The 16,166-nt window shown below is 62.1% G+C and carries 15 protein-coding genes; 4 read left to right on the top strand and 11 right to left on the bottom strand.

Annotated elements, in window-relative coordinates; translation table 11 throughout:
* Positions 1-10: 10 nt before the first annotated feature.
* Positions 11-457, bottom strand: coding sequence for a GNAT family N-acetyltransferase (locus EGJ09_RS15070; protein WP_046786750.1), 447 nt, complete (start codon positions 455-457; stop codon positions 11-13).
* 12 nt (positions 458-469) lie between these two features.
* Complete coding sequence (locus EGJ09_RS15065) at positions 470-1,099, bottom strand: FMN-binding negative transcriptional regulator (RefSeq protein WP_125924275.1); 630 nt, start codon at positions 1,097-1,099, stop codon at positions 470-472.
* Between the two features lie 89 nt (positions 1,100-1,188).
* Here EGJ09_RS15065 and EGJ09_RS15060 point away from each other — a divergent pair, with 89 nt between their 5' ends.
* Positions 1,189-2,715 (top strand): PLP-dependent aminotransferase family protein, encoded by a 1,527-nt coding sequence (locus EGJ09_RS15060; RefSeq protein WP_125924274.1) that lies wholly within the window; start codon positions 1,189-1,191, stop codon positions 2,713-2,715.
* 96 nt (positions 2,716-2,811) lie between these two features.
* Here the strand turns inward: EGJ09_RS15060 and EGJ09_RS15055 are convergent, their stop codons facing one another.
* From EGJ09_RS15055 to EGJ09_RS15045, 3 genes are all read right to left on the bottom strand, one after another.
* Positions 2,812-3,582, bottom strand: coding sequence for a MetQ/NlpA family ABC transporter substrate-binding protein (locus tag EGJ09_RS15055; protein WP_012316868.1), 771 nt, complete (start codon positions 3,580-3,582; stop codon positions 2,812-2,814).
* A 64-nt stretch (positions 3,583-3,646) separates the two neighbouring features.
* The gene (locus EGJ09_RS15050) at positions 3,647-4,318 is read right to left on the bottom strand and encodes a methionine ABC transporter permease (RefSeq protein WP_039603885.1); all 672 of its coding nucleotides are present in this window, start codon (positions 4,316-4,318) and stop codon (positions 3,647-3,649) included.
* On the bottom strand, positions 4,318-5,325 hold the full coding sequence (locus EGJ09_RS15045) for a methionine ABC transporter ATP-binding protein (RefSeq protein WP_046786747.1): 1,008 nt from the start codon (positions 5,323-5,325) through the stop codon (positions 4,318-4,320). Before EGJ09_RS15045 ends, EGJ09_RS15050 begins: the two co-directional genes overlap by 1 nt.
* A 226-nt stretch (positions 5,326-5,551) precedes the next feature.
* Between EGJ09_RS15045 and katE the strand changes: the two genes are divergently transcribed.
* A complete protein-coding gene (gene katE / locus EGJ09_RS15040; RefSeq protein ID WP_115273178.1) occupies positions 5,552-7,696 on the top strand; it encodes a catalase HPII in 2,145 nt (714 codons plus the stop codon).
* Positions 7,697-7,748: 52 nt separating this feature from the next.
* Here the strand turns inward: katE and EGJ09_RS15035 are convergent, their stop codons facing one another.
* From EGJ09_RS15035 to zur, 4 genes are all read right to left on the bottom strand, one after another.
* A complete protein-coding gene (locus EGJ09_RS15035) occupies positions 7,749-8,456 on the bottom strand; it encodes a PA5502 family lipoprotein (protein ID WP_115273177.1) in 708 nt (235 codons plus the stop codon).
* A gap of 127 nt (positions 8,457-8,583) precedes the next feature.
* A complete protein-coding gene (gene znuB / locus EGJ09_RS15030) occupies positions 8,584-9,366 on the bottom strand; it encodes a zinc ABC transporter permease subunit ZnuB (protein WP_046786744.1) in 783 nt (260 codons plus the stop codon).
* Positions 9,359-10,132 carry a zinc ABC transporter ATP-binding protein ZnuC gene (gene znuC, locus EGJ09_RS15025; protein WP_046786743.1) on the bottom strand — a complete coding sequence of 258 codons (774 nt, stop codon included), beginning with the start codon at positions 10,130-10,132 and terminating at the stop codon, positions 9,359-9,361. The genes znuB and znuC overlap by 8 nt, the downstream gene beginning before the upstream one ends.
* Positions 10,129-10,614 (bottom strand): zinc uptake transcriptional repressor Zur, encoded by a 486-nt coding sequence (zur, locus tag EGJ09_RS15020; RefSeq protein ID WP_046786742.1) that lies wholly within the window; start codon positions 10,612-10,614, stop codon positions 10,129-10,131. Before zur ends, znuC begins: the two co-directional genes overlap by 4 nt.
* A gap of 18 nt (positions 10,615-10,632) precedes the next feature.
* Here zur and EGJ09_RS15015 point away from each other — a divergent pair, with 18 nt between their 5' ends.
* Positions 10,633-11,589 (top strand): zinc ABC transporter substrate-binding protein, encoded by a 957-nt coding sequence (locus EGJ09_RS15015; protein WP_125924273.1) that lies wholly within the window; start codon positions 10,633-10,635, stop codon positions 11,587-11,589.
* A 148-nt stretch (positions 11,590-11,737) separates the two neighbouring features.
* Here the strand turns inward: EGJ09_RS15015 and EGJ09_RS15010 are convergent, their stop codons facing one another.
* Together EGJ09_RS15010 and EGJ09_RS15005 are read right to left on the bottom strand one after the other, a co-directional pair.
* Positions 11,738-12,688: a homoserine kinase gene (locus EGJ09_RS15010; protein WP_125924272.1), complete on the bottom strand. Its 951-nt coding sequence runs from the start codon at positions 12,686-12,688 to the stop codon at positions 11,738-11,740.
* Between the two features lie 69 nt (positions 12,689-12,757).
* A complete protein-coding gene (locus EGJ09_RS15005) occupies positions 12,758-13,045 on the bottom strand; it encodes a DUF2782 domain-containing protein (RefSeq protein WP_012316858.1) in 288 nt (95 codons plus the stop codon).
* Between the two features lie 74 nt (positions 13,046-13,119).
* On the opposite strand from EGJ09_RS15005, the gene polA reads away from it, so the two are divergent.
* Positions 13,120-15,867, top strand: a complete 2,748-nt coding sequence (gene polA / locus EGJ09_RS15000; RefSeq protein WP_177433160.1) for a DNA polymerase I — start codon at positions 13,120-13,122, stop codon at positions 15,865-15,867.
* The last annotated feature ends 299 nt before the right edge of the window (positions 15,868-16,166 follow it).

The following is a 16,166-nucleotide window of genomic DNA, read 5'->3' as shown; positions in this document are numbered from 1 at the left end:
TGCTCCCGTCTCACAGCGTTTGGCGAAATTGGATGAAGCCGGGTCGCTCGGCGACCTGCTCGTACAAGCCGATGGCGGTAGCGTTGGTTTCATGTGTCAGCCAGTGCACCTTGCAACAGCCGGCCGCTTTGGCACTGGCGTTGACCAGTTCGATCAGTTGCCGGCCAACGCCCAGGCCGCGCTGCTTACCGTCAACGTACAGGTCCTGCAGGTAGCAGGCGTTGGCAATGCTCCAGTTGGTTCGATGATAGATCCAGTTGACCATGCCTACCGCCTTGCCATCGATCCAGGCCAGCGCCGAGTGGGTTGGCTCCTGCGAGTCGAGGATGCGTTGCCATGTCACGGCGCTGACTTCATCGGCCAGTTCGGTTTGATAAAAGCGCAGGTAGGCCTGCCACAGGGGCAGCCACGCGGCGTGGTCGTTGGCGCTGACGGGGCGCAGGATGACGTTGGGCATGGGGCTGTTCCTTCAGGGCGTGCGCATCTGCGCCGCCAGTTGATTGTTTAGCTGATCGGTACTGCTGGCCAACCCTTGGCGTACGCCTTCGATGTCCTGCGTTGAGCGGTTCTGGCTGAGTTTGCGTGCCCCCTGCAGGCGTGCGATGGGCAGGCGGAAGCCGACGATGGCGCGGAGCATGCCTTCGATGTAATCGCTGGGTGCATCGGTGACCTTCCATGGGGTGCTGCGTCCTTGCTCGTGCAGGTCGGTCAGGCGGCTGACGATATCCAGCAGGTCGGGGCCGCCCTGCACCACTTCAGCGACGCCGTAGGCATGCACCGCCAAGTAGTTCCAGGTGGGCACAACCTTGGGGTTGTCGAGCTTGCTCGGGTAGTAGCCGGGGCTGACATAAGCGTCAGGGCCGGCGAAAACCAACAAGGCTTCTACACCTTGCTCCAAGGCCTGCCACTGATGGTTGGCACGGGCCAGATGCCCGTAAACGGTGCCCAAGTCACCTTCGCTGGTATCGATCAACACGGGTATGTGACTGGCCAGCAGACCTTGCTCGCCGTGGGTGACAAGCAGGGCCAGGCGGGTTTCCCGCATCTGTTGATGCAGGCGCTCAAGGTTGTGTTCCTGGTGCGGTTTGCTGTTGTACATGGGCGGATCCTTGTCGATTGGCTTCATCGTAGGCAGGCTATTGGTTCAGGTTAAGAGCCATTGATGATGATTTTGATAGGTCCAATGCGATGAGCGAGCGCCCTTTGGTATTGCCATTCGATCCCGCCGGGATCGTCCTCGATCAGCGCCGAGGGTTGAGTCAGCAGCTCTATCAAGCGCTGCGCGCTCGCGTGCTGGATGGGCGCTTGAGCAGCGGCACGCGCCTGCCGTCGACACGAGACCTGGCGGGCATGCTCGCGCTCTCGCGCAACAGCGTGGTGCGTGCCTATGACCAACTGTATGCCGAAGGCTACATAGAAAGCCGGGTTGGAGATGGCACCTATGTTTGCCATCTGCCGAAACTATCCACACAACTGTCCACAGGGTTATCCCATGGCTTATCAACAGGGTTATCCACAAAATGCTTAGAAAGCACTGATGATTTATCCAGATGTGGGCGTTCCAGTGAGCGTTTGGAGCGTCTGAAAAGTAACCATCTGCCATTCCCAAAAGTTGGCCCGCCACGGGCTTTTCGGGTAGGTGTTCCGGCCTTCGATCTGTTCCCCTTTGAGGTCTGGGCCAAGCTGCAAGCGGGCTTCTGGCGAAATCCCGATCCAGCGCAGCTTGGCTATGGCGACCCGGCGGGCGAGCCGTTACTGCGTGAATTGATCGCTGCGTATCTACGTCGGTCGAGGGGGATGTCGTGCACGGCTGGACAAATTGTGATCACCAGTGGTGCGCAGGAGGCAATAAGTCTTTGTGCACAGTTGTTGTTGCAGCCCGGGGATGAGGTGGCTGTGGAAAACCCCGGGTATCGTGCAGCCGGGCATGCGTTTGCAGTAGCGGGCGGGCGGGTGAGGGGTGTGCCGGTAGATGAAGAGGGCCTCGACTGCGCCAGGCTTGCCCTCGCTGGCGACTGTCGCTTGGTTTACGTCACCCCGGCGCACCAGTACCCGACGGGGGTGACCATGAGCCTGGCCCGGCGCTTGGCGTTGCTGGCCTGGGCCGAGCGCCAGGATGGCTGGATCATCGAAGATGACTATGACGGCGAGTACCGTTACAACGGAGCACCGCTGGCGCCGTTGGCGGCTTTGGACCGGCAAGGGCGGGTGCTGTACGTCGGTACCTTTGGCAAGATCGCTTTCCCAGCGCTGCGCCTTGGCTATTTGGTATTGCCGGCGCGGTTGGTGCAGGCTTTCAGCCAGGGCAGGGCGCTGGCAGTGCGGCATTCCGAGGTGGGAACCCAGTGCGTGATGGCCGAATTCATGGCCCAGGGGCACTTTCAGCGGCATATACGCCGCATGCGTCGTGCGGCGTTGAGCCGGCGCAATGTGCTGAAGGCAGGGTGGCCTGTGGGCGTGCCAGGGCTTGCGGGGATGCCGGATGTGGCAGCGGGGCTGCATGTGAAAGTCGATGTGGATAACTTTACACGCGAGCAGGAACTGGTGGCCAAGGCCGAGGCGGTGGGAGTGGAAGTGAATCCGCTCAGCAGTTACTGGCTTGAGGACAGCGAGGTGCCTGTGGATAAACGCGCGGGGTTGGTGCTTGGGTTTGCGGCGGTGCCAGAGGGAGAGATTGCTGAGGCGTTGATGCGCTTGCGCAAGGCCTGGAGGTAGGAGGGGCCTGGTGTCGCCAAAGGCCTGCAAAGCAGGCCGACGGTTTTTGCATGCCGATGAAATCCTGGGGCCGCAAAGCGGCCCGGGGATTTCTGATCAGAACGCCGGCACTACAGCGCCTTTGTACTTCTCGGTGATGAACTGCTTCACCTCAGGCGAATGCAGCGCAGCCGCCAGTTTCTTCATGTCTTGCGAGTCCTTGTTGTCCGGGCGGGCAACAAGGATGTTCACGTACGGTGAGTCGCTGCCTTCAATGGCCAGCGCGTCTTTTTCCGGGTTCAGTTTGGCTTCCAGCGCGTAGTTGGTGTTGATCAGGGCAGCATCGACCTGGGTCAGTACACGCGGGATGGTGGCCGCTTCGAGCTCACGGAACTTCACGTTCTTCGGGTTCGCGACAACGTCCTTCACGGTCGACAGGATATTGCTGTTGTCCTTGAGCTTGATCACGCCGGCCTTGTCCAGCAGCAGCAAGGCACGGCCGCCGTTGGTGGCGTCGTTGGGGATGACCACGGTGGCACCGGAAGGCAGTTCGTCGAGCTTCTTGATCTTGGCCGAGTAGACGCCCAGCGGCTCGATGTGCACGCCGGCAACGCTGACCAGGTTGGTGCCCTTGGCCTTGTTGAACTCATCCAGGTACGGCTGGTGCTGGAAGAAGTTGGCATCAAGGCGCTTCTCTGCGACTTGTACGTTCGGCTGGATATAGTCGGTGAACTCTTTCACCTTCAGGTTCACACCCTCTTTTTCCAGCTGCGGTTTGACGAAGTTGAGAATTTCGGCGTGCGGCACCGGGGTGGCGGCGACAGTCAGGTCACCGGCGTGGGCCGAGAACGCCGCGACAGCGGCAGCGACAGCAAGCAGCTTCTTCATGAATCACTCCTTGTGAGGGCCGCGACGGCCCCCGAACGGGTCGGCCGGGCCGACCCCATTGGGGTTACTTACGGGAAAAATGCACGACCAGTTTGTCGCCCACGCTCTGCAGTACTTGAACCAGAACCAGCAGCAGTACCACGGTGACCACCATTACATCGGTCTGGAAACGCTGGTAGCCGAAGCGGATGGCCAGATCGCCCAGGCCGCCAGCGCCGACAACGCCGGCCATGGCGGTGTACGAGACCAAGGTGATGGCGGTGACGGTAATGGCCGCGAAGATGCCCGGGCGGGCCTCCGGCAACAGTGCACTGGTGATGATCTGGCGGGTGGTGGCGCCCATCGACTGGGTGGCCTCGATGATGCCGCGGTCCACTTCACGCAGGGCGGTTTCCACCAGGCGGGCGAAGAACGGCGTGGCACCCACCACCAGCGGCGGAATGGCGCCGGCAACGCCCAGCGAGGTACCGGTGATCAGCACAGTGATCGGGATCATCACGATCAGCAGGATGATGAACGGCAACGAGCGCAGGATGTTGACCACCAGCGACAGCAGCGCATACACGCCCCGCTGTTCGAACATCTGCTTCGGCCCGCAGAGGAACAGCAGCACGCCCAGTGGCAGGCCCAGCAGCACGGTGAAGAACAGCGAGCCGAACAGCATGATCATGGTGTCGATGGTGGCCAGCCAGATTTCGGCCCAGTCGACATTGGCGAAGAAATTCAGGGCGTCCATCAACGCAGTACCTCCATATGTACGTCAGCTGCCGTGAAGCGGTCGAACGCCGCTTCCATGTCGCCGCCGGTGACGGCCAGGGTCAGCTGCCCATAGGGCACATCCTTGATGCGGTCGATACGCCCGGCGAGGATGCTGTAATCCACCCCGGTTTCGCGGGCCACGGTGCCCAGCAGCGGCGCGTAGGTGGCGTCGCCCTGGAAGGTCAGGCGCACGATGCGGCCTGGCACGTGGGCAAAGTCGTCGCGCTGCTCGCCTTCATCGACCTGCTCGTCTTCCTGGACAAAGCGCTTGGTGGTGGGGTGCTGCGGGTGCAGGAACACGTCGGCCACCGAGCCTTGCTCGACGATATGGCCGGCGTCCATCACCGCGACGCGGTCGCAGACACGGCGGATCACGTCCATCTCGTGGGTGATCAGCACGATGGTCAGCTTCAGCTCACGGTTGATCTCGGCCAGCAACTGCAGCACCGATGCGGTGGTTTGCGGGTCCAGGGCGCTGGTGGCTTCGTCGCACAGCAGGATCTTCGGGTTGGTCGACAGGGCGCGGGCGATGCCGACGCGCTGCTTCTGGCCGCCAGAGAGCTGCGCCGGGTACTTTTTGGCGTGGTCCGACAGGCCCACGCGGGCCAGCAGCCCGGTGACGCGCTTGTCGATTTCGGCCCGCGACAGCCCGCCCGCCAGCGTCAGCGGCAGGGCGACATTGTCGGCGACGGTCTTGGAGGCCAGCAGGTTGAAGTGCTGGAAGATCATCCCGACTTGCTGGCGGAAGCCGCGCAGCTGGTTGGCGTTGAAGGCGGTAACGTCTTCGCCGTCGACGATGATCTTCCCGCCAGAGGGCTCTTCCAGCCGGTTGATCAGGCGCAGCATGGTGCTTTTGCCTGCGCCGGAATGGCCGATCAGGCCGAACACCTGGCCGTCTTCGATGGTCAGGCTGGTTGGGTTCAGAGCGGGGATTTCCCTACCGGCGACGCGGTAGGTCTTGTGTACATGTTGGAACTCGATCACGTAGCGAACCTTGTGGGGCGCATGGAATTTGGGTCAGCGGTTGGCTGGGGTGGCGCATTTTAGCCTTTTCCAATAGTTGTTCTTAGCATTTATTTCGTAATGGACCAATCCATCAGGCATAACGCGACAACTGGTAATCCCGATTGAACGCTCGCCAAAGCCCTCTAGTCACTACTGGAACGAGCCCGCAGAGGGCAAGCCTGAAGACTGATGAGGAGAGCCGACCATGACCAGCAAGAAAACGGACGCGCCCAAGCACAGTGAGGCCGCCGGCACGCAGACCCCCGACCGCGCCAACACCAACGCCAAGCTGCAGAGCCTGGAGGCGTTTCGCAGCGATGCTACTGGCCAGGCCTTGCGTACCAACCAGGGTGTGAAGGTAGCCGACAACCAGAACAGCCTGAAGGCTGGTGCTCGTGGGCCATCGCTGCTTGAAGACTTCATCATGCGCGAGAAGATCACCCACTTCGACCACGAGCGCATTCCCGAGCGTATCGTCCACGCCCGAGGTACCGGTGCCCACGGCTACTTCCAGAGCTACGGCAACCATAGCGAACTGACCAAGGCCGGTTTCCTCCAGGACCCCGAAAAGATAACCCCGGTCTTCGTGCGCTTCTCCACCGTGCAAGGCCCGCGCGGGTCGGGTGACACGGTGCGCGACGTGCGTGGCTTTGCTGTGAAGTTCTACACCGATGAGGGCAATTTTGACCTCGTTGGCAACAACATGCCGGTATTTTTCATTCAGGATGCCATCAAGTTTCCCGACTTCGTGCATGCGGTCAAACCTGAACCGCACAATGAAATGCCCACGGGCGGCTCAGCCCACGACACGTTCTGGGATTTTGTCTCGCTGGTGCCTGAGTCGGCGCACATGGTCATCTGGGCGATGTCCGACCGAGCCATCCCGCGGAGCCTGCGGATGATGGAAGGCTTTGGCGTGCATACTTTCCGCCTGATCAATGCCCAAGGCGTGGCCAGCTTCGTCAAGTTCCACTGGAAGCCACGCCAGGGTGTGCATTCGGTACTGTGGGACGAAGCCCAGAAGCTGGCAGGCAAGGACACCGACTACCATCGCCGCGATCTGTGGGACGCGATCGAGACGGGTGATTACCCCGAGTGGGAACTGGGCGTGCAGATCGTCCCAGAGGCCGATGAGCACAAGTTTGATTTCGACCTGCTCGACCCGACCAAACTGATCCCCGAGGAACTGGTACCAGTGACGCCGCTCGGCAAGATGGTGCTCAACCGCAACCCGGACAACTTCTTCGCCGAGACCGAGCAGGTCGCTTTCTGCCCTGGCCATATCGTGCCGGGCATCGACTTCAGCAACGACCCGCTGCTACAGGGCCGGCTCTTCTCCTATACCGACACACAGATCAGCCGCCTTGGCGGCCCGAACTTCCACGAGATCCCGATCAACCGGCCGGTAGCGCCGAACCACAGCAGCCAGCGCGACGCCATGCACCGCATGACCATCGACAAGGGCCGTGCTTCCTACGAGCCCAATTCGATCGATGGCGGCTGGCCGCGGGAAACGCCGCCGGCGGCGCAGGATGGTGGCTTCGAGAGCTATCAGGAGCGCATCGAAGCACACAAGATCCGCCAGCGCAGCGAGTCGTTCGGCGATCATTTCTCGCAGGCGCGGCTGTTCTTCCAGAGCATGAGCCCGACCGAGCAGCAGCACATCATCAAGGCCTACAGCTTTGAATTGGGCAAGGTGGAGCGCGAAGCAATCCGCGCGCGTGAGGTCAATGAGATCCTGGCCAATATCGACCTGAAGCTGGCAGCGGCTGTGGCGGCCAACCTCGGCTTGCCGGCGCCCAAGCAGGGCACGGTTCAGGTCAAAGGTAGCAAGCTTGCGCAGTCCAAGGCTTTGAGCCAGATGAACCACCCTGGAGATGTGGGCATCAAGGGACGCAAGATTGCCGTTGTGGTCGCCGATGGCGTGGACGCCGCGAGCGTCGACAGGCTGGTCAAGGCGCTCGAAGCACAAAGCGCGCGGCCCATGCTGCTGGGGCCATCCTCGGCGCCGGTGAAGAGCGCCGATGGCAAGCAATTGCCGGTGGATGCTTCGATCGAGGGTATGCCGTCGATCATGTTCGACGGGATAGTGGTGCCGGGTGGCAAGGCTTCAATCGATGCCTTGAGCGGCAGTGGTGTGGCCAAGCACTTCCTGCTCGAGGGTTACAAGCATTTGAAGGCGATCGTGTTGGCCAAAGAGGCCAAAGCGTTGCTGGGCAGCTTGGGCCTGAAGGAGGACAAAGGCTTGTTGCTTGGGGATGATCAGAAGGCAGTGGATGCCTTCGTCAAAGCCGTGGAAGGGCATCGGGTCTGGGAGCGGGAGGCGGCTGCAGAGGCGATCCCTGCGTAAGACGCTGCGTTGGTACCCATCGCCGGCTGCCGGCGATGGGCCCCCAGAAGTGTCAACGCTGATGCGGTACCAATACCACCTGAGCGGGCAACTTGCGCTGAATCTCGTGTTTTTGCTCAAGTGCGAAGCCGCTGTCGATCTTGCGAACCCGCTTTTCCAGCAAGGTCTTCAACCAAGGCGCATCTTCGGTGCGAGGTACCTGGAACACCACGTCGCACTGATAATTCACCACATCAGTGGCAATTTCATCGAGCTGCCGGCGCATGGCCCGGATGTCCGTGGTCTTCAGTGCAATGACCGTGCTAGGCGCGGTCGGGTCGATCACCCGCGCCTTGGGCTTGGCCTCGGCAGCCTTCAGGGCGGCCTCGGCTTTTTCCAGCTCAGCCTTGCGTGCCTGTGAGACCGCGTCACCGCCAGTCACGGCAGGTGCCTGCGGCATCAGTGCGCGGGCACGTGCCAGCGCGGTTGCGGCAGCGTTGACGTCACCCTTCTGAAGGACGATCTGGCTGCGTTTGAGGTAAGCCTCAGCCAACTGCCGCTGGTACTGTTCCAGGCGGCCATCGTCGGGCGATTGAGCCTGCAGCGAGGCAAGCTGATCTTCGGCTGTGGCCAGTTCATTGCTGTTGATACTTTGCTGCAGCTGCTGCCAGGCATCGGCTTGGGCAGGTGCACCGGGCTGCTCGACCGGCGCACTTGAACAAGCGGCCAGGAACAGGGAAAACGCGGCAACAAGCAGATAACGGGATGCGAACGGCTTCATTCCTGCGACTCTCTATTTGCGCAAAAAGCGAGCAAGTCTACACCCAGGTGCGCACGCTCGAAAACAAGTCTTACAGACCCTTTACCCGCGAAAAGGTTGCAGGGTGTGCCATGGCGCACCCCGGTTTTCAGCGTTTGGGCAGGGCCAGGCTCAGCAAGAATAGCACTGCCGCGCAGACCACGATCGATGGGCCGGCCGGGGTGTCCTTGAACCAGGACATGGCCAGGCCGCCGCAGACGGCCGTGACGCCCAGCAGGCTGGCCCCCACTGCCATCTGCTCCGGCGAGCGCGCGTGGCGCTGTGCCGCAGCGGCAGGAATGATCAGCAGGGAGGTGATCAACAGCACGCCGACGATCTTCATGGCGACGGCGATGACCACGGCAATCAGCAGCATCAGCGCCAGGCGCAGGCCAGCGACCGGCAGGCCTTCAACCATGGCCAGCTCTTCGTGGACGGTAACCGCCAGCAACGGTCGCCAAAGGACTGCAAGCAGCAGCAGTACCAGCGCACTGCCGCCCAGGATCCAGGCCAGGTCAGTGGTACTGATGGCCAGCAAGTCGCCGAACAGGTAGGCCATCAGGTCGATGCGTACGTCGTGCATGAAGCTCAGCACCACCAGGCCCAGCGACAAGGTGCTGGGCGCGAGGATGCCGAGCAGTGTGTCGGACGCCAATGGCTGGCGTTGCTGCAGGGTTACCAGCAGCAACGCCAGCAACAGGCACCCCACGGTTACCGCCAGCGCCGGGCTGACGTCCAGCACGAAGCCCATGGCCACGCCCAGCAGCGCTGCGTGGGACAAGGTATCGCCGAAATAGGCCATGCGCCGCCACACCACGAAGGAGCCCAGCGGGCCAGCCACCAGCGCCAGGGAAAGACCCGCGAGCAGGGCGTAAAGAAGAAAATCAGCCATGCTTGCAGTGGTCTCCGTGAACATGGGTGCCAGGGGCGACCACCGAGCCATGCAGGTCGTGGCTGTGATCGTGGTGGTGGTGGTAGACGGCCAGGCTCGGTGCGTTCTGGCCGAACAGTTCGACGAAGGCGGGGTCGTTGCTGACCTGCTCGGGGTGGCCGGAGCAGCACACATGCCGGTTGAGGCAGACCACCTGGTCGGTGGCGCTCATCACCAGGTGCAGATCGTGCGAGACCATCAATACCCCGCAACCATGGCGGTCGCGCAGGCGAGTGATGAGGTTGTACAGCTCGGTCTGGCCGACCACGTCGACGCCTTGTACCGGCTCATCCAGTACCAGCAGCTGGGGCTCGCGCAGCAGCGCCCTGGCCAGCAGCACGCGCTGCATCTCGCCGCCGGAAATGGTCTGGATCGGGCTGTCGATGACCTGTTCGGCGCCCACTTCCTGCAGTGCCGACAACGCTGCCTGCCGGTCTACACCGGGTACCAGGCGCAGAAAGCGCAGCACCGACAACGGCAGCGTGGCGTCCACCTGGATTTTTTGCGGCATGTAGCCGATACGCAGTTTCGGCTTGCGCCACACTGTGCCGCGGTGCGGCTTGAGCAGCCCGAGCACAGCACGGACCAAGGTAGTCTTGCCTGCGCCGTTGGGCCCGATCAGGGTGACGATCTGGCCGGGTGCCACCGACAGGTCGATGCTGTCGAGCACGGCCTCGCCGCCGAACGTGACGCCGACCTGCTCCAGACGGATCAGTGCATCGCTCATGCGGCGCCCCGGCAATTGCCGCACAGGCCGACGATTTCCACCGTCTGCGTTTCCACGCTGAAACCCACGCCTTTGGCGCTGGCGATGATCGCATCGCTGATGCTGTCCTGCTCCAGTTCGATGGCGACGTGGCATTCGCGGCAGATCAGGAACTGGCCCTGGTGCGCGTGCTCGGGGTGGCTGCAACCGATGAAGGCGTTGAGTGAAGCGATGCGGTGTACCAGGCCGTTTTCCAGCAGGAAATCCAGCGCCCGATAAACGGTCGGTGGCGCAGCACGCCGGCCATCCTGTTCGCTGAGCACGGCGAGGATGTCGTAGGCGCCCAGCGGCTTGTGGCTTTGCCATACCAGCTCCAGCACACGCCGGCGCAATGCGGTCAGGCGCAGGCCCTGGCGGGTGCACAGCACCTCGGCCTCGGTCAGGGCGCTGTGCACGCAATGAGAGTGATCGTGGGGACGGTGGGCCAGCGGCGTGATGGACATGAGCAGCGACGGTTCTGGATGGAGACGTTATTATGTTACCTGTTTCTGACGAGTCGAGTATTCACCGTGTCCCGATTGCTTGTGCTTTTTGTCGCTTTTATCGCCTGCTCGGCGCAAGCCGACGTGCGTGTGCTGACCAGTATCAAACCGTTGCAGCAGATTGCCGCCGCTGTGCAGGATGGGGTTGGCAGCCCCGAGGTGTTGCTGCCTCCTGGCGCCTCGCCGCACCACTATGCCCTGCGCCCGTCCGACGTGCGCCGCGTCGGCGATGCCGACCTGCTGTACTGGATCGGCCCCGACATGGAAGGTTTCCTGCCGCGGGTGTTGGGCAGCCGCAGCAAACCTGTCGTGGCTGTTCAGTCGCTGCCGGGCATGCAGTTGCGCCACTTTGGCGAGGACAGCCATTCACACGATGAAGAAGACCACGATGAGCATGACCACGATCATCGTCCGGGCAGCCTGGACGCGCATTTATGGTTGTCGTCAGTTAACGCCCGGGTGATTGCGGCGAAGATGGCGGCGGACCTGGCGTCGGCGGACCCTGCCAATGCCGCGCGCTACCAGAGCAACCTGAAGGCCTTCACTGCACGCCTCGATAGCCTGGATGCACGCATCAAGGCCCGGGTGGCGGGTATTGCCGACAAACCTTACTTCGTGTTCCACGAAGCGTTTGACTACTTCGAGTCTGCTTATGGGCTCAAGCACGCGGGTGTGTTCAGCGTGGCGGCCGAAGTGCAGCCGGGGGCGCAGCATGTCGCTGCCATGCGCAAGCGTCTGCAGGAAGTGGGCAAGACCTGTGTGTTCAGTGAGCCGCCGCTGCGACCGCGCTTGGCTGAGACGCTGACGGCCGGGCTGCCGGTGCGCTTGGCTGAGCTGGATGCGTTGGGCGGGAATGACCCAGTGGATGCCAAGGGCTACGAGCGTTTGCTGGAAAAGCTGAGCGGTGAGCTGGCAGGGTGCCTGGAGCAGCTTTAAGCCATTTGCATAGGCGCTGGAGCGGCCTTGTGTCGCGAATGGGCTGCGCAGCAGCCCCAGACATGTCTGCGGCAGCGCGATATCCGGGGCCGCTTTGCGGCCCTTTCGCGACACAAGGCCGCTCCTACCGAGAGCGGTGGCGCTTCGGTCAGAGCGCGAACGGCAGGTGCAAAGCCACTTGCTGGCGCTGCGCCAGACGCACCTCGAACTCGCTCGGGTCATGGATCATCACATCCATCCCGGCAAACGACTCGGCCGCGATCAAACGCGACAGCCAGAAGCGCACGCACCCGACCCGCAACATCTGTGGCCAGAGCTCGGCCTCGGCTGCCGTGAACGGCCGTAGCGCTGCATAGGCCGCCAGCAGGGCCTGGGCACGAGGCATATCGATCGCGCCGGTTTCATCCAGGCACCAGTCATTCACGGTGATGGCGATGTCGTACAGCATCGGCCCCGAGCAGGCATTGTAGAAGTCGATCACGCCGGTCAGGTGGGTGCCTTCGAACATCACGTTGTCGCGGAACAGGTCGGCATGCAGGTTGGCCCGCGGCAATGCCAGGATCTGCGCCTTGTGCGCGATGATTTCGTCCAGCGCCGGCTGCAACAGGGCAACCTGTTCTGCCGTGAGGCGTGGCATCAGCTTGGCACCGCTGGCGAGCATCCAGTCCAGGCCGCGATCGGTCTTGCGCTCGATGACGTGCTCGCGGGTGGCCAGGTGGATATGCGCCAGCAGCTCACCTACCTGGGCGCAGTGCTGGTTGTTCGGCGCCTTGATGTGCTTGCCCGACAGCCTTGGTTGCAGCAGTGCCGGCTTGCCGCACAGCTCGCGCAGGCCATTGCCGTCACGGTCACGTATGGCGTAAGGCACCGGCATATCGGCGGCGTGCAGCGTGTCTAGCAGTTCGATGAAGAACGGCATGTCCTCGCTGGGGCCGCGCTCGATCAGCGTCAGGACGAACTCCCCCTGTTCGAGGCTGACGAAGAAGTTGCTGTTTTCGGTGCCGGCGGCAATGCCCTGGAAATCGAGCAGACGGCCCAGCTGATACGGCGCCAGAAAGGTTTCCAGCTCAGGCCGGGTCACGGGGGTGAAGACTGACATGATGAAAGAATGCCCATACGGGCACTTCCGCCGGGAAGTGCCAGGTTGATGTGAACGGTACGCGTCAGATTACCACTCGAAGATCTTCCAGGACGGTATCAGCATGTCCGGTTGGTCGGAACGAATGAAATTGCCATCAGAGCCATCGGCGCGTACCAGAAAATAAGGCTTGCCGTTTTTCGGCGTGATCTTGATCGCATACAGGAAGCCGTTCTGCCGGTATTCCTGGATGGTTTTATCGCCTTCCGTGCGAATGGTCACCTCGGGATCTGCCGAGGGGGCGTCGTCCGCCGCCAGGGTGACGACTGGCATGGTTGCCAACAGGCTGAGCAGTAACAGGCGATTGAGTGTACGCATGATAACCTTGTCCCTTTGTCGTCATTGATCCGGCTATTCTAGCTCCGGACCCGCCGAAAAGGTTGATTCTGCTCATGAGCCAAGCGCCCCTCGTCCTGGTGGACGGTTCCTCCTACCTTTACCGCGCCTTCCACGCGCTGCCCCCGCTGACCACTTCCAAGGGCATGCCCACCGGCGCGGTCAAGGGTGTGTTGAACATGCTCAAGAGCCTGCGCAAGCAATACCCCGACAGCCTGTTCGCCGTGGTGTTCGATGCCAAGGGCGGTACCTTCCGCGATGCCATGTTCGCCGAGTACAAGGCCAACCGCCCCAGCATGCCGGACGACCTGCGGGTGCAGGTGGAGCCGCTGCATGCCAGCGTCAAGGCTCTGGGTTACCCGCTGCTGTGCGTCGAGGGGGTCGAGGCCGACGACGTGATCGGCACGCTGGCGCGCAGCAGTGCGGCAAAGGGGCGGCCAGTGATCATCTCGACCGGTGACAAGGATATGGCGCAGCTGGTGGACGGCCACGTTACCCTGGTCAACACCATGACGGGCAGTGTGCTGGATGTGGCTGGCGTGCATGAGAAGTTCGGCGTCGGCCCGGAGCACATCATCGACTTCCTCGCCCTGATGGGCGACAAGGTCGACAACATCCCAGGCGTACCTGGGGTCGGTGAAAAAACCGCAGTAGGGCTGCTGACCGGTATCGGCGGCGGCCTCAGCGACCTGTACGCCAACCTGGACAAGGTGCCGGCACTGGCGATTCGTGGCGCCAAGACCCTGCCGGCCAAGCTCGAAGAACACCGTGACGCGGCGTTTTTGTCCTACGAACTGGCGACCATCAAAGTCGACGTGCCGCTGGATATCGAAGTGGACGCCCTGGTGTGCGGCGAGCCGGACCGTGAAGCGCTGCTGGCGCTTTATACCGAGATGGAATTCAAGAGCTGGATCGCCGACGTTCAGCGGGACGCGGCCAGGGCCGGCGATGAAGTTGCGCCTGTGCAGGCGCCTGCGGCCACGGTCGAGCCGAAATACGAAACCATCCTCGATCAGGCTCGCTTCGATGCCTGGCTGGAAAAGCTGCGTCAGGCGCCGCTGTTCGCTTTCGATACCGAGACCACCAGCCTTGATGCGCAAAAGGCACAGCTGGTCGGCCTGTCCTTCGCTGTCGAACCCCATGAAGCGGCTTACGTACCGTTGGCACACGACTATGAAGGCGCGCCGGTGCAACTGGATCGCGAAGCCGTGTTGCTGGCATTGAAGCCGCTCTTGCAAGACCCGGCCAAGGCAAAGGTAGGGCAGAACGCCAAATACGATATCAACATCCTTGCCAATGGCTCGCCGGCGATCCAGATGCAGGGCGTGGCCTATGACACCATGCTTGAATCGTATGTGCTCAACTCCACTGCGACCCGTCATGATATGGACAGCCTGGCGCAGAAGTATCTCGACCACGCCACCATCGCGTTCGAAGACATCGCCGGCAAAGGCGCCAAACAGCTGACCTTCAACCAGATCCACCTGGACAAGGCCGGCCCTTACGCCGCCGAAGATGCCGACATTACCCTGCGCCTGCATCAGGCGCTGCAGGCCCGCCTTGCGCAGACACCGAGCGTGCAGCCGGTGCTGATGGATATCGAGATGCCGCTGGTGCCGGTGCTGGCCAAGATCGAGCGCCAGGGCGCGCTGGTTGATGCTGCCCTGTTACAGATACAGAGTGGTGAGCTGGGTATGAAAATGGCCGACCTCGAGCGTCGGGCCTTCGAGCTGGCGGGTGAGGAATTCAACCTCGGCTCGCCCAAACAGCTCGGCTCGATCCTCTACGACAAGCTCGGCATGCCGGTGCTGAGCAAGACCGCCAAGGGCCAGCCATCCACGGCCGAGGCAGTCCTGGACGAGTTGGCCGTGCAAGGCTACCCGTTGCCGGAGGTACTGATGCAGTACCGCAGCCTGAGCAAGCTCAAGAGCACGTACACCGACAAGTTGCCGGGGCAGATCAACCCGCGAACCGGGCGTATCCATACGTCTTACCAGCAGGCCGTGGCCGCCACTGGGCGCCTGTCGTCCAGCGACCCGAACCTGCAGAACATCCCTATCCGTACCGCCGAAGGCCGGCGTATCCGCCAGGCGTTCATCGCCAGCCCGGGCTACAAGTTGCTGGCGGCGGACTATTCGCAGATCGAACTGCGCATCATGGCCCACCTGGCCAAGGACGAAGGCCTGCTGCACGCCTTCCGCAATGACCTGGATGTGCACCGTGCCACCGCTGCGGAAGTTTTTGGCGTAGCCCTGGAAGCGGTCACCACCGATCAGCGTCGTAGCGCCAAAGCCATCAACTTTGGCCTCATCTACGGCATGAGCGCCTTCGGCCTGGCCAAGCAGATCGGCGTAGACCGCAAGCAGTCGCAGGATTACATCGACCGCTATTTCGCCCGTTACCCAGGCGTCTTGGCCTACATGGAACGCACCCGCGTCCAGGCTGCCGAGCAAGGCTTCGTCGAGACCTTGTTCGGCCGCAGGCTTTACCTGCCGGACATCAACGCCAAGAATCCGGCCCTACGCAAGGGCGCCGAGCGCACGGCGATCAACGCACCGATGCAGGGTACCGCCGCCGATATCATCAAACGGGCAATGGTCAACGTGGACAACTGGCTGAGCGAAAGCGGCCTCGATGCTCGTGTGATCTTGCAGGTACACGACGAATTGGTGCTTGAAGTGCGCGAAGACCTGGTCGAGCAGGTGAAAGATGAAATTCGCGGGCACATGAGCAAGGCCGCGCAACTGGATGTACCGCTGCTGGTCGAAGTCGGCGTTGGTTCGAATTGGGACGAAGCTCACTGATTGAGCAGGGAAACCTGTGTAGGATCCGGGTTGCAGCGACGCGGATCCTGGCATGGCTCGATGCCATTAGTACTACGGTTTCATGAAACTATCGCAAATAGTTTTGAGGGCTCTGGAACTAAACCGGTGAAGCGGAACTCAGAGTAACTGAATGGCTGGTGAAGCCCTTCGATGCTCCTATGTTGTGTTAAGTGTTGGCAGATATCTGGACCCCGCCCTAGCGGTCCGGACTTGGACCCCGAACTTCCCCCTCCCCATACGAAGTCCGGGGTTTTTTTTGCCCGAAATTTGGGGGTGAC

Origin of the sequence: Pseudomonas sp. p106, assembly GCF_003936645.1 — a bacterium.
Taxonomy (GTDB): domain Bacteria; phylum Pseudomonadota; class Gammaproteobacteria; order Pseudomonadales; family Pseudomonadaceae; genus Aquipseudomonas; species Aquipseudomonas putida_E.
The sequence above is the reverse complement of the archived record's forward strand: the minus strand, read 5'-3'. Positions and strand labels throughout refer to the sequence as shown.